We start from the raw sequence: 12659 nt of genomic DNA on the forward strand, positions 1-12659 counted from the left end.
GGTGGCTCAGCTCTTCACGAGGAGACCGCGGCTGCGCAGCACCCGCCGCTCCAGCGGACTGAAGATCAGCAGGTCGATCGCGATGCCGACGAACAGGATGAGGAGGATCGCCAGGAAGATCCCCGGCATGTCGAAGTTGTTCCGGCCGTTCTCCAGCAACTGGCCGAGGCCCAGACCCAGATCGGGCGAGGACGCGATGATCTCGGCGGCCATCAGCGAGCGCCAGGAGAACGCCCAGCCCTGCTTGAGCCCCGCCAGATAGCCGGGCAGCGCGGCGGGCAGGACGATGTGGATCGTCCCGCGCAGACCGGTGGCGCCGATCGTGCGGCCCGCGCGCAGGAACAGCGGCGGCACCTGGTCGACACCGGAGACCAGACCGTTGGCCACGGACGGGACCGCGCCGAGCAGGATCACCGCGTACATCGTCCTGTCGTCGAGGCCGAGCCAGATGATGGCCGGCGCCACCCACGCCACGGACGGCAGGGACTGCAGTCCGGAGAGGATCGGGCCGATCGCCGCCCGCACCACCTTCACCCGGGCGACGAGCAGACCCAGCGGGGTGCCGATCGCGACGGCCATCACGAACCCGAGCAGACCGCGCGACACACTGGTCCAGATGACCTCCAGCAGCGTGCCCTGCAGCCACATGTCGGTCAGGCTGTCCCAGACCGCCGCGGGCGGCGGGAGCTTGTAGTCGTCGGTGACCTCCGCCCAGACCAGCAGCTGCCAGACGAGGACCACCAGGACGACCGCGACGACCGGCGGCAGAACCTTGTTGAGCAGGATCTCGCGGGCCGGCGTCCGGCGTACCTGAACGGCGTCGAGCGCGTCCAGGCCCGCCTCCAGGCCCGCCAGGTCGTCGGCCTTCGTCTCAGTGCTGGCCATGTCGGCGGATCTCCCCACGCAGTTGTTCGGTGATCTCGACGGACAGCTCCGCCACGGCGGTGTCCTCGATACGGCGAGGCTGCTCGATGTCGACCGTCCACTCCCGGGCGATCCGGCCGGGACGCGACGACAGCAGGATGACGCGCTGGGCGAGCCGCACCGCCTCACGCACGTTGTGGGTGACGAAGAGGACGGAGGCGTTCGTCTCCCGCCAGATCCGGGTCAGCTCGTCGTGCAGCACATCGCGGGTGATGGCGTCGAGCGCGGCGAACGGCTCGTCCATCAGCAGCAGCTGGCTGTCCTGGGCGAGCGCCCGGGCCATCGCGACGCGCTGGCGCATCCCGCCCGAGAGCTCGTGCACCCGCTTCCCGTACGCCCCGCCGAGGCGCACGAGTTCGAGCAGCCGTTCCGCCTCCGGGCGGCGGTCCGCCTTAGGAACCCCGCGCAGCCGCAGGGCGAGTTCGATGTTCTTGCCCGCGGTCAGCCACGGGAACAGGGCGTGCTCCTGGAACATCAGGGCCGGCCGCCCGCCGGGGGTCTCGATGGACCCCGCGGTCGGGCGGTCGAGTCCGGCCACCAGATTGAGCAGGGTCGACTTACCGCACCCGGACGCTCCCAGAAGGGTGACGAACTCGCCCGGAGCGACATCGAGCGTGATGTCGTCCAGGACGAGCTGCTGCCCCGTGGGCCCGGCGAAGGACTTGGACACGTGTCGGATGCGAGCGGCGTGCTCGACCGCCGTGCGGTCCTCGGCCTTGGTGAGGGTGGTGGTCGCCATGGTCGTCACCTCCTGGGAGTCGTCAGTGATCCGGATGCGGTCGGGCTTACTTGACGCCGAGACCGGCGTCGGCGACCTCGGGCTGCCCCGCGGCCTTGAGGATCTTGTTCAGCGGCTTCAGGTCGTAGATGCCGTCGAGATCGGGCTTCTCCAGCAGGCCGGCCTTGACCGCGTGGTCCGCCTGCGCCTCGAGCGTGGCCGCCAGCGGGTCGTCGGTGATCTGGATGGACTCCCAGGCCGGGTCGAGGACCTCGGCGGGCAGGGCCTTGCCGCTCAGCGCCTTGAGCGCCGCGTTGGCCGACGCCTTCGCCTCGTCCGGGTTGGCGTTGATCCACTTGTTGGTGCTCACCGTGCCGCGCAGCACCGCGTCGACGACGTCGGGGTGCTCGGAGAGGAACTTCTGCGACACGATGATGTTCGTGATGACGAACTTGTCGTCCGGCCACAGGGTCGACTCGTCGAGCAGGACCTTGCCGCCCTCGGCGACCAGCTTCGAGGCGGTCGGCTCCGGAACCCAGGCGCCGTCCAGGGACCCCGCCTTGAAGGCGTCCGGAGTCACCTTGTTGTCCGAACGGACCACGGAGACGTCGCCCTTGCCGCTCTGGGCGTCGACCTTCCAGCCCTTCTCGGAGATCCAGTTGAGGAACGCCACGTCCTGCGTGTTGCCGAGCTGCGGGGTGGCGATCCTCTTGCCCCTGAGGTCGTCCAGGGTCTTGATCTTCTTCGGGTTCACGACGAGCTTCACGCCGCCGGAGGCCGAGCCGCCGACGATGCGCAGGCTCTGGCCCTTGGACTTGCTGTAGCCGTTGATCGAGGGCGAGGGGCCGATGAAGCCGATGTCGATCGAACCCGCGTTGAGGGCCTCGATCTCGGAGGGCCCGGCGTTGAACGTCGAGGGCTTCACCGTGGTGCCGCCCAGTTCCTTGGCGATGAGGCCTTCCTGGATACCGACCAGGGCGGTGGCGTGCGTGAGGTTCGGGAAGTAACCGATCTTCACCGTGTCGGCCGAGAGCTTCTTCCCTCCGGCGGGGACGGCCGACTTCGCGGAGTCGTCGTCCTTCGCCTCGGAACCGTAGCCGCAGGCGGTGACCGCCACGGCGAGCAGCGAGGTCGCGGCGGCGGCGAGGCCGCGGCGGAGAGTGGTACGGGTGGCAGGCACGGGAGGCTTTCCTCTCGTCGGCCCGGTGCTCACGTCCCCCTGGGATCAGGTGGCGCGGCCGGGCGGTCGGCGGGTCTTCGTCTGAACTGGCGGTGCGTGCGGGCGCGCAGGCAGTGCGCGTACGTCATCACGCACATCGCCCGACCCCGCCCTGGCCGCTGCCGAGGGCGCCGCTGCCGACCCGGCCGCCCTCCTTCGCGAAGGTCGAGAAGAAATCGGTGGTCATCAGAAGTCCCACTCCGCGTCCTCGGCGGAGGTGTCCGCCTCCGCGTCCTCCGCGCCGTCGACGGCGGCGAACGACGCGCCCGCCATGCCGGCCGTGAGGGTCGTGCCGTCGGCCGGGTCGATCAGCAGGAACGAGCCGGTGCGACGCGAGTCGGCGTAGGCGTCGAGCGCGAGCGGCTCGGCGGTGCGTACGACGACGCGGCCGATGTCGTTGGCCACCAGCCGGCCCGGGGCCGGGTGCTGGGAGAGGTCGTCCAGCGTGAGCCGCGACGGGATCTCCTTGACGATCGCCTTGACCGTGCGGGTGGTGTGCTTGAGCAGCACCCGCTGGCCCACCGTGAGCGGCTCGTCGGCCACGTGGCAGACGGTCGCCTCGACGTCCTGCGTGGTGGCGGGCGCGTCGTCCGCGGGGGCGATCAGGTCGCCGCGCGAGACGTCGACGTCGTCGGCCAGCCGGATCGTCACCGACTGCGGGGCCCAGGCGATGTCCACGCTCTCTCCCAGCGCGTCGATCCCCTTGATCGTCGTGGTGCGTCCGGACGGCAGGACGGAGACGGTCTCGCCCACCCGGAAGACCCCGGCGGCGATCTGACCGGCGTACCCGCGGTAGTCGGGGTGCTCGGCACTCTGCGGGCGGATCACGTACTGCACCGGGAAGCGTGCGTGGCAGGCGGTGAGGTCGTGGCTGACCGGCACGGTCTCCAGGTGCTCGAGGACCGTCGGGCCGCCGTACCAGTCCATGTGGGCGGACGGCTCCACGACGTTGTCGCCGGCCAGCGCGGAGATCGGGATCGCGGTGATCTCCGGGACGCCGAGCGAGGCGGCGTACGCGGTGAACTCCTCGGCTATGGCGGCGAAGACGGGCTCCGCGTAGTCCACCAGGTCCATCTTGTTGACGGCGAGGACCACGTGGGGGACACGCAGGAGAGCGGCGACCGCGGCGTGGCGGCGGGTCTGCTCCACCACGCCGTTGCGGGCGTCGACGAGGACGACGGCGAGCTCCGCCGTGGAGGCGCCGGTGACCATGTTGCGGGTGTACTGCACATGGCCCGGGGTGTCCGCGAGGATGAACCGGCGCCGGGGCGTGGCGAAGTAGCGGTAGGCCACGTCGATGGTGATGCCCTGCTCGCGCTCGGCCCGCAGCCCGTCGGTCAGCAGGGCCAGGTCCGGTGCTTCCTGGCCACGGTTGGTGGAGGCCAGCGCGACGGCCTCCAACTGGTCGGTGAGGACCGACTTGGAGTCGTGCAGCAGACGTCCGACGAGGGTCGACTTGCCGTCGTCGACCGACCCGGCCGTGGCGAACCGCAGCAGGGTGGTGGCCGACAACTGCTCGGTGGTGATGCTCATTTAGAAGTACCCCTCGCGCTTACGGTCTTCCATCGCGGCCTCGGACATCTTGTCGTCGGCCCGGGTCGCGCCCCGCTCGGTGAGCCGGGAGGCGGCGATCTCGGTGATCACGGCGTCCAGGGTGGTGGCGTCGGAGTCGACCGCGCCGGTGCAGGACATGTCACCGACGGTGCGGTAGCGCACCTGGCGGGTCTCGACCTTCTCGTGGTCCTTGGGGCCGCCCCAGTCACCGGCGGTCAGCCACATGCCGGAACGGCTGAAGACCTCGCGCTCGTGGGCGAAGTAGATCCCGGGGAGTTCGATGCCCTCGCGGGCGATGTACTGCCAGACGTCGAGCTCGGTCCAGTTGGAGATGGGGAAGACGCGGACGTGCTCGCCGGGGGCGTGGCGGCCGTTGTAGAGCTGCCACAGTTCGGGGCGCTGGCGGCGGGGGTCCCACTGGGAGAACTCGTCGCGCAGGGAGAACACCCTCTCCTTGGCCCGGGCCTTCTCCTCGTCGCGCCGTCCGCCACCGAACACGGCGTCGAAGCGGTGCTGCTGGATGGCCTCCGTCAGCGGGACCGTCTGCAGGGGGTTGCGGGTGCCGTCGGGACGCTCACGGAGCTTGCCCGCGTCGATGTACTCCTGGACGGACGCGACGTGCAGGCGCAGCCCGTACTTCTCGACGGTGCGGTCGCGGTACTCGAGGACCTCCGGGAAGTTGTGCCCGGTGTCCACGTGCAGCAGTGTGAAGGGGACGGGCGCCGGGGCGAAGGCCTTCAGCGCGAGGTGCAGCATCAGGATCGAGTCCTTGCCGCCGGAGAAGAGGATCACCGGCCGCTCGAACTCCCCCGCCACCTCACGGAAGATGTGCACCGCCTCCGACTCCAGGGAGTCGAGGTGGCTCAGCGCGTACGGGTTGACGGTGCCTCCCGGCACAGTGGCGACGGTGCTCACGCCAGGCCCCTCTCGGTGAGCAGCGCGCGAAGCGCCGCTGCGGACTCCTGCACGGTCTGCTGGTGCGACTCGATCCGCAGATCCGGCGACTCAGGAGCCTCGTAGGGGTCGTCGACCCCGGTGAGCCCGCTGATCTCGCCCGCCGCCTGCTTGGCGTACAGCCCCTTCACGTCGCGCTCGGAGCACACCTCGACCGGGGTCGCGACGTGCACCTCCAGATACGCGGTGCCCTCCTGCTGGTGACGCTTGCGCACCGCGTCACGGCTGTCGGCGTACGGCGCGATGACCGGGACGAGGACCTTGACGCCGTTGGCGGCCAGCAGTTCGGCGACGAAACCGATCCGCTGGACGTTGGTGTGCCGGTCCTCGCGGGAGAAGCCGAGGCCCGCGGAGAGGAACTCCCGGATCTCGTCCCCGTCGAGCACCTCGACCCGGTGCCCGTCGGCGCGCAGCCGGCCCGCCAGCTCGTAGGCGATGGTGGTCTTGCCCGCGCTCGGCAGACCGGTGAGCCAGACGGTGGCTCCCGTCTCCGTCACGCTCATCGATATCTCCTGATCAGTCGTCATCAGCCGTGCAGTCCGCATTCGGTCTTGCCGCGCCCGGCCCACCGGCCTGCTCGCGCGTCCTCGCCCTCAAGCACCCTGCGGGTGCAGGGTGCGCAGCCGACCGACGCGTAACCGTCCATCAGCAGCGGGTTGGTCAGTACGCCGTGCTCGGCGACGTAGGCGTCCACGTCCTCCTGCGTCCAGCGGGCGATGGGCGAGACCTTGACCTTGCGGCGCTTCTCGTCCCAGCCCACGACCGGGGTGTTCGCCCGGGTGGGGGACTCGTCGCGGCGCAGCCCGGTCGCCCAGGCGGCGTACGCCGTCAGCCCCTCCTCCAGCGGCTTGACCTTGCGCAGCGCGCAGCACAGGTCGGGGTCACGGTCGTGCAGCTTGGGCCCGTACTCGGCGTCCTGCTCGGCCACCGACTGACGCGGGGTCAGGGTGATGAGGTTGACGTCCATCACGGCGTCCACCGCGTCCCGCGTGCCGATGGTCTCCTCGAAGTGGTAGCCCGTGTCCAGGAAGACGACGTCCACACCGGGGAAGACCCGGGCGGCCAGATGGGCGACGACCGCGTCCTCCATGGACGAGGTGACGCAGAAGCGCTTGCCGAAGGTGTCGGCCGCCCACGTCAGGATGTCGCTCGCGGAGGCGTCCTCCAGGTCGCGCCCGGCCCGTACGGCCAGTTCCCTCAGGGCCTCGTCGGTGAGCTGACCGGCTTGCAGAGTGTCCGTCATGTCCCGTCCCCTTCGACATCGTCACGCTGGAGCCCCCGGGACAGCAGGCCCAGGAACTTCAGCTGGAACGCGCGGTTGCAGGAAGCACATTCCCAGGCGCCGTGACCGGCCTCGTGCGGGCGCAGGTCCTCGTCGCCGCAGTACGGGCAGTGGAACGGCGCGGCTCGCTCACTCACGACAGCGACTCCGCACTGGCCCGGGCCGCCCAGGTCGCGAAGCGCTCGCCGTCCTCGCGCTCCTCCTGGTACCTGCCGAGCACGCGCTCGACGTAGTCCGGGAGTTCGGCCGACGTGACCTTCAGGCCGCGGACCTTGCGGCCGAATCCCGCCTCCAGGCCGAGCGCGCCGCCGAGGTGCACCTGGTAGCCCTCCACCTGGTTGCCGTCACCGTCCAGCATGAGCTGGCCCTTGAGGCCGATGTCCGCGGTCTGGATGCGGGCGCAGGCGTTGGGGCAGCCGTTGATGTTGATGGAGAGCGGCTCCTCGAAGTCCGGCATGCGGCGCTCCAGTTCGTCGATGAGCGCGGCGCCGCGCGCCTTCGTCTCGACGATCGCCAGCTTGCAGAACTCGATGCCCGTGCACGCCATCGTGCCGCGCCGGAAGGGGGACGCCTCGACCTGGAGGTCCAGGGCCGCCAGGCCGGCGGACAGCGACTCGACCCGGTCCTGCTCCACGTCGAGGATGAGCATCTTCTGCTCGACGGTGGTGCGTACCCGGCCCGAGCCGTGCGCCTCGGCCAGATCGGCGATCTTGGCCAGGGTGGAGCCGTCCACCCGGCCGACGCGCGGGGCGAAGCCCACGTAGAAGCGGCCGTCCCGCTGCGGGTGCACACCGATGTGGTCGCGCCAGCGGGAGGAGGGCTGCGCGGGCGGCGGTCCGTCCAGCATCGGGCGCTTGAGGTACTCGTCCTCGAGCACCTGGCGGAACTTCTCCGGGCCCCAGTCGGCCATCAGGAACTTCAGACGGGCACGCGTACGAAGCCGGCGGTAGCCGTAGTCGCGGAAGATCCCCACGACACCGGCCCAGACGTCCGGGACCTCGTCCAGCGGCACCCAGGCGCCCAGGCGTTCGGCGAACCGCGGGTTGGTGGACAGCCCGCCGCCGACCCACAGGTCGAAGCCGGGTCCGTGCTCGGGGTGGTCGACGCCCACGAACGCGATGTCGTTGATCTCGTGCACCACGTCCTGGACCGGCGAGCCGGAGATCGCGGTCTTGAACTTGCGGGGCAGGTTGGAGAACTCCTTGCTGCCGATGTACCGCTCGTGGATCTCGTCGACCGCTGGTGTGCCGTCGATGATCTCGTCGGCGGCGATGCCCGCCACCGGCGAACCGATGATCACGCGGGGGCAGTCACCACAGGCCTCGGTGGTCGAGAGCCCGACGGCCTCGAGCTTCTCCCAGATCGCGGGGACGTCCTCGATGCGGATCCAGTGCAGCTGGACGTTCTGCCGGTCGGTGACGTCGGCGGTGCCCCGCGCGTACTCCTGCGAGATCTCGCCGATGACGCGCAGCTGGGCGGTGGTCAGTTTCCCGCCGTCGATGCGCACGCGCAGCATGAAGTAGCGGTCGTCCAGCTCCTCCGGCTCCAGCACGGCGGTCTTGCCGCCGTCGATGCCTGCCCGGCGCTGTGTGTACAGACCCCACCAGCGCATACGTCCACGCAGGTCGTTCGGGTCGATCGAGTCGAAACCACGCTTCGAGTAGATCGTCTCAATGCGCGTCCGCACGTTGAGACTGTCGTCGTCCTTCTTGAACTGCTCGTTCCCGTTCAGCGGGGTGAAGTGACCCATGGCCCACTGACCTTCACCACGGTGACGTCCGGCCTTGCGGCGGGGCGTGGCGGTAGCAGGCTTCTCGGGGCTGGCGGCCATGGCAATACGTCCTTCGGGACTGCAGGAGGGCGGCTCTGAACTGCACACTCGCGTGAGGCGCGGCGGTGCGCAGGGGGTGGAGCGGACTTCAGGAGATCGCGGTGCTGGAGACTCTCAGCGGACCGGACAGATGGCGCTGGACATGCGGCCGAGGTCGACGTGCCGCCGACTCACCAAGGCAATTCCAGTTCCAGACATGACGGAAGCGTGTCACGCGGACTTCGGGCCAGTCCACCGCGATCCACCATGTGGACGCGATGGTCCCGAAGAGTGAGACGCTGTGGCGTCCATCACTCCCAGCCTGCCGACAAAGCGGCACAAGGGCACGTGATCAGGCGTACGCACCGGGCCAGGGGCCGGGGCTGTCGGCCAGGGGCTCCCGCTCGGTCCGCGTGTCGTACAGCCGGAAACCACGCCGCAGGTAGTTGTCCATCGCGTGCGGCCCGTCGTCCGAGCACGTGTGCACCCAGACCCGCCTCGTGGGAGTCCGCCCGGGGTGGCGCTCCGCGAGGTCCCAGGCGCGCGCCACGCCGTACGACAACAGGTGACCGCCGATCCCGCGGCCCCGGAAGGCCGGGATCAGACCGAAGTAGGCGACCTCGACCGTCCCCTCCTCCTGGGGGGCGAGCTCGATGAACCCCGCCGGCGTCCCCTTCTCGTACGCCACCCAGGTCTCGGTGCCGGGCCGCTCAAGGATCTCCTGCCACTGCGCGTACGTGAGGCTCAGCCGGTCGGTCCACCGGACGTCGCCGCCCACCGCCGTGTACAGGAACCGGCTGAACTCCGGCAGCGGCGTCTCCGACCGTACGACCGTCACCGCTCCGGCGGGGGCCGCGGCGGGGCTCAGGTCGGCGGGCGAGGTCTGCTCCAGGTACCAGACGGTCACGTCGGAGAGAGGGGCGGAGGCATGCGTGGCGTTGCTCATGGCGGCCACGAAATCACGGCGCCGCCCCCTCACCCGACACCGGGTGGGACCGTCCCCGCCGGCATCCGCGCCCTGAGCACCACCGGGGCCGTCGAGCGGGGCAGCAGGTCGGCGGGCACGTCCGGGTGGACCACTTCGACCTCGACCCCCTCGCGGAAGCGGTACGGCCGGTGCGCCAGCACCTCCGCCAGATGGCGGCGCATCCGGGATATCTCGGCCCGCACCGTCACCGTCCTGGTCGCGTCACCGAAGACGTCCTCCGCCAGCTCCGCCGCCGTGCGCCCCTCCCGCCGCAGCGCCAGCGCGTACAGCAGTTCCGCGTGGCGGGGCGACAAACGGCGCGTCCAGCTCCCCAGCGGCCCCGCGACATGCACGGCGAGCCCCTGTTCCCGGCTCATGTCGAGCACCACACGTCGCGGCGAACGCTCGTGCGCGCCCTCCGCGACCTGCACCAGCCAGCCGCCGGGCAGCGGCTCCACCCGGCACAGCCCGAGGGAGGCCAGCCACACCGTGCCCGGCTCCAGCGACTTCGGCAGCGGCAGCCGGTCCACCGGCGGCATCCCGCTGACGGCGGCCAGCCAGCCGTGGTTGTCCACCACCATCGCGCGGCCGCCCAGCCGGCACAGGAGAGGCGCCGCCACCGAGCGCAGCCGCTCGATCGCCACCAGGTGCCTGCTGCGCAGCTCGCTCTCCGCCAGCGCCGCCACCGAGCCCACCAGTGCCAGCGTCGCCGGGTGGAACGTGGAGGCGGGCCCGCTGACGTCGACGATGCCCATCAGCCGGCCGTCCCTGGGGTCGCGCACCGGGGCCGCCGCACACGTCCAGTCGTGCAGAGCCCTGATGAAGTGCTCCGCGGAGTGGACCTGGATGGGGGTGCGTGCCGCGAGCGCCGTACCGATCGCGTTCGTCCCCGTCGCCGACTCGGCCCAGGCGGCACCCTCCTCCAGGCAGATGTCCTTGGCCCGGCGCATCACGGCGGCATGACCCTGACGCCACAGGACCCGGCCCTCGGTGTCGGTGACGACCATGATCTGCTGCGTCGCGTCCGCTATCGTGGCCAGCCCCTCCCGCAGGAGGGGCATGACCTCGCCGAGCGCCGTACTCCTGCGCCGGTGCTCGATCTCGTCCGTCTCCAGCAGCCTGCTCTCCGGTGACTGCTCGGGGTCGATGCCGCTGCGCAGCACACGGTCCCAGGACGCGTCGATCTCCGCACGCGGGACCACGGCCGCGCGCTCGCCCGCCAGCCGGGCCTCCCGCGCGCGGTGGACCAGACGCTCGGTCACCGCTGTCTCCGGCCGCGCCGGCGCGGCAGGGCGTGATTCCATGACGGTCCCCCCAACCATGCGTGGGCCGTCCCGAGAAGGCGAACCCGGCCCCGGGTACCCATCCTGCCGTGCGAGGGCCTCGCCGGCCCGCACTCCACGCAATGGTTGCAACCCCTTGCAACTCTGGTGACCGGCGGCAAGCCGTACAAGAGTAGGGGGAACACCGTGCGGGAGTCCCCGACGTCGCGCGGTGGTGCAGAAGCGTGGAGGGTGGTGCCGTGTCGGCGCAGCACCACCCTCCGGCGTTCGCCGGCGCCCGCCCCGGACGCGGACGTCCTAGCCTTCCTGCGCCCTGGCCCGTTCCACGACCGTGGCCAGATCCAGACTGTGCGGCAGCGTGCCGAAGACCGACCCCCAGTCCCCGCCCAGCCGTGAGGCGCAGAACGCGTCCGCCACCTCCGGCGGGGCCCAGCGCAGCAGCAGCGAGCCCTGCAGCACCAGGGCCATCCGCTCCACCAGCCGCCTGGCCCGCGCCTCGACGGCGTCCAGATCCGCCAGCTCCGTCAGCAGGTCCTTGATGGCCGCGTCGAGCCGGTGGTCCGCACCGCGCGCTCTGCCGACCTCCTGGAGGAAGGCGTCGAGCGCCTGGGGCTCACGCCGCAGGGCCCGCAGGACATCGAGAGCCTGCACGTTGCCCGAGCCCTCCCAGATCGAGTTGAGCGGGGCCTCGCGCAGCAGCCGGGGCATCCCCGACTCCTCGACGTAGCCGTTGCCGCCGAGGCACTCCAGGGCCTCCCCCACCACGGCGGTGCACCGCTTCGTCACCCAGTACTTGGCAGTCGGCACCGCGATCCGGAGAAAGGCCCGCTCCCCCTCGGTGTCCGCGTCGTACGCCGCTGCCAGCCGCATCGCGAGCGTCGTCGCCGCCTCCGACTCCAGGGCCAGGTCGGCCAGTACGTTGCGCATCAGCGGCTTTCCGATCAGCAGACCGCCGAACGCGCTGCGGTGGGCGCTGTGGTGGATCGCCTGCGCCACCGCCTGGCGCATCAGCGCCGCGGAGCCGACCACACAGTCGAGCCGGGTCGCCGCCACCATCTCGATGATGGTGCGTACCCCCCGCCCCTCCTCGCCGACCCGGCGGGCCCACGTCCCGTCGAACTCGACCTCGCCCGACGCGTTGGACCTGTTGCCCAGCTTGTCCTTGAGGCGCTGGATCGCGAACACGTTGCGGTCGCCGTCCGGCAGGACCCGCGGGACGAGGAAGCAGCTCAGCCCGCCCGGTGCCTGGGCCAGCACCAGGAAGCCGTCGGACATGGGGGCCGAACAGAACCACTTGTGACCGGTGAGCAGATACTCCCCCTCACCGGCCAGCGGCTCGGCCCGCGTGGTGTTGGACCGCACGTCGGTGCCGCCCTGCTTCTCCGTCATACCCATCCCGAAGAGCGCACCCGCCTTCTGCGACGCCGGACGCAGCCCCTCCTCGTACACGTGCGAGGTCAGCAGCGGCTCCCACTCCGCGGCCAGTGCCGGATCGGTCCGCAGGGCCGGGACCGCCGCGTGCGTCATCGACACGGGGCATCCGTGGCCCGCCTCGGCCTGCGTCCAGACCAGGAAACCGGCCGCACGCCGGACATGGCCGCCCTGCCTGCCCCAGGCGTCCGTCAGTCCGGCCGTGACCGCGTGCCCCAGCAGCCGGTGCCAGGACGGGTGGAAGTCCACCTCGTCGATACGGTGGCCGTAGCGGTCGTGCGTACGCAGTCTCGGCGGGTTCTCGTTGGCCTGCGCGCCCCATTCCTGGGCCTGGAAGGAGCCGGCGGAGCGGCCCAGCCCGCTCAGTTCCCCCCGCGCCTCGTCGAGGATCCCGGGCGCGAGATGCCGTTCGACGGCCTCCCGCAGGACCCGGTCGGCCGTGAAGACGTCGTAGCCGACCAGCGGCGGGACCTGGTTGGTCACTGTGTGGGTGCTAGGTGCCATGCCGATACGGTAA

Annotated in this window: 13 protein-coding genes; all 13 read right to left on the reverse strand. The window is 70.9% G+C overall.

Annotated features, from left to right (window positions below; all coding sequences use genetic code 11):
* Positions 1–6: 6 nt before the first annotated feature.
* The 13 genes from ACHFIV_RS08825 to ACHFIV_RS08885 all read right to left on the reverse strand — a co-directional run bounded on the left by ACHFIV_RS08825 (position 7) and on the right by ACHFIV_RS08885 (position 12646).
* On the reverse strand, positions 7–885 hold the full coding sequence (locus ACHFIV_RS08825; protein WP_398965312.1) for an ABC transporter permease: 879 nt from the start codon (positions 883–885) through the stop codon (positions 7–9).
* The gene (locus ACHFIV_RS08830) at positions 872–1663 is read right to left on the reverse strand and encodes an ABC transporter ATP-binding protein (RefSeq protein WP_398965314.1); all 792 of its coding nucleotides are present in this window, start codon (positions 1661–1663) and stop codon (positions 872–874) included. The genes ACHFIV_RS08825 and ACHFIV_RS08830 overlap by 14 nt, the downstream gene beginning before the upstream one ends.
* Positions 1664–1709: 46 nt before the next feature.
* The gene (locus ACHFIV_RS08835) at positions 1710–2822 is read right to left on the reverse strand and encodes an aliphatic sulfonate ABC transporter substrate-binding protein (RefSeq protein WP_398965316.1); all 1113 of its coding nucleotides are present in this window, start codon (positions 2820–2822) and stop codon (positions 1710–1712) included.
* Between the two features lie 225 nt (positions 2823–3047).
* Complete coding sequence (locus ACHFIV_RS08840; protein ID WP_398965318.1) at positions 3048–4394, reverse strand: sulfate adenylyltransferase subunit 1; 1347 nt, start codon at positions 4392–4394, stop codon at positions 3048–3050.
* Positions 4395–5330 (reverse strand): sulfate adenylyltransferase subunit CysD, encoded by a 936-nt coding sequence (cysD, locus tag ACHFIV_RS08845; protein WP_398965319.1) that lies wholly within the window; start codon positions 5328–5330, stop codon positions 4395–4397.
* The gene (gene cysC / locus ACHFIV_RS08850) at positions 5327–5896 is read right to left on the reverse strand and encodes an adenylyl-sulfate kinase (protein ID WP_078597893.1); all 570 of its coding nucleotides are present in this window, start codon (positions 5894–5896) and stop codon (positions 5327–5329) included. The genes cysD and cysC overlap by 4 nt, the downstream gene beginning before the upstream one ends.
* The gene (locus ACHFIV_RS08855) at positions 5896–6612 is read right to left on the reverse strand and encodes a phosphoadenylyl-sulfate reductase (RefSeq protein WP_398965320.1); all 717 of its coding nucleotides are present in this window, start codon (positions 6610–6612) and stop codon (positions 5896–5898) included. The genes cysC and ACHFIV_RS08855 overlap by 1 nt, the downstream gene beginning before the upstream one ends.
* Entirely contained in the window at positions 6609–6788 is a 180-nt protein-coding gene (locus tag ACHFIV_RS08860) for a hypothetical protein (protein ID WP_398965322.1), read from the reverse strand. Before ACHFIV_RS08860 ends, ACHFIV_RS08855 begins: the two co-directional genes overlap by 4 nt.
* Positions 6785–8482 (reverse strand): nitrite/sulfite reductase, encoded by a 1698-nt coding sequence (locus ACHFIV_RS08865; RefSeq protein ID WP_398965323.1) that lies wholly within the window; start codon positions 8480–8482, stop codon positions 6785–6787. The genes ACHFIV_RS08860 and ACHFIV_RS08865 overlap by 4 nt, the downstream gene beginning before the upstream one ends.
* 114 nt (positions 8483–8596) lie before the next feature.
* Positions 8597–8680, reverse strand: coding sequence for a putative leader peptide (locus ACHFIV_RS08870; RefSeq protein WP_349817346.1), 84 nt, complete (start codon positions 8678–8680; stop codon positions 8597–8599).
* A gap of 133 nt (positions 8681–8813) precedes the next feature.
* Positions 8814–9407, reverse strand: coding sequence for a GNAT family N-acetyltransferase (locus tag ACHFIV_RS08875; RefSeq protein WP_398965325.1), 594 nt, complete (start codon positions 9405–9407; stop codon positions 8814–8816).
* A 29-nt stretch (positions 9408–9436) separates the two neighbouring features.
* Positions 9437–10732, reverse strand: coding sequence for a GAF domain-containing protein (locus tag ACHFIV_RS08880; RefSeq protein WP_398965326.1), 1296 nt, complete (start codon positions 10730–10732; stop codon positions 9437–9439).
* Between the two features lie 276 nt (positions 10733–11008).
* Positions 11009–12646 carry an acyl-CoA dehydrogenase family protein gene (locus ACHFIV_RS08885; RefSeq protein WP_398965327.1) on the reverse strand — a complete coding sequence of 546 codons (1638 nt, stop codon included), beginning with the start codon at positions 12644–12646 and terminating at the stop codon, positions 11009–11011.
* Positions 12647–12659 lie beyond the last annotated feature (13 nt).

This window comes from Streptomyces sp. ALB3, assembly GCF_044385685.1.
Lineage (GTDB): Bacteria > Actinomycetota > Actinomycetes > Streptomycetales > Streptomycetaceae > Streptomyces.

Coding starts and splice junctions, on each gene's coding strand:
- ACHFIV_RS08825 (WP_398965312.1), bottom strand. CDS start 885: ATGGCCAGCACTGAGACGAAGGCCGACGACCTGGCGGGCCTGGAGGCG.
- ACHFIV_RS08830 (WP_398965314.1), bottom strand. CDS start 1,663: ATGGCGACCACCACCCTCACCAAGGCCGAGGACCGCACGGCGGTCGAG.
- ACHFIV_RS08840 (WP_398965318.1), bottom strand. CDS start 4,394: ATGAGCATCACCACCGAGCAGTTGTCGGCCACCACCCTGCTGCGGTTC.
- cysC (WP_078597893.1), bottom strand. CDS start 5,896: ATGACGACTGATCAGGAGATATCGATGAGCGTGACGGAGACGGGAGCC.
- ACHFIV_RS08855 (WP_398965320.1), bottom strand. CDS start 6,612: ATGACGGACACTCTGCAAGCCGGTCAGCTCACCGACGAGGCCCTGAGG.
- ACHFIV_RS08865 (WP_398965323.1), bottom strand. CDS start 8,482: ATGGCCGCCAGCCCCGAGAAGCCTGCTACCGCCACGCCCCGCCGCAAG.
- ACHFIV_RS08870 (WP_349817346.1), bottom strand. CDS start 8,680: ATGTCTGGAACTGGAATTGCCTTGGTGAGTCGGCGGCACGTCGACCTC.
- ACHFIV_RS08875 (WP_398965325.1), bottom strand. CDS start 9,407: ATGAGCAACGCCACGCATGCCTCCGCCCCTCTCTCCGACGTGACCGTC.
- ACHFIV_RS08880 (WP_398965326.1), bottom strand. CDS start 10,732: ATGGAATCACGCCCTGCCGCGCCGGCGCGGCCGGAGACAGCGGTGACC.
- ACHFIV_RS08885 (WP_398965327.1), bottom strand. CDS start 12,646: ATGGCACCTAGCACCCACACAGTGACCAACCAGGTCCCGCCGCTGGTC.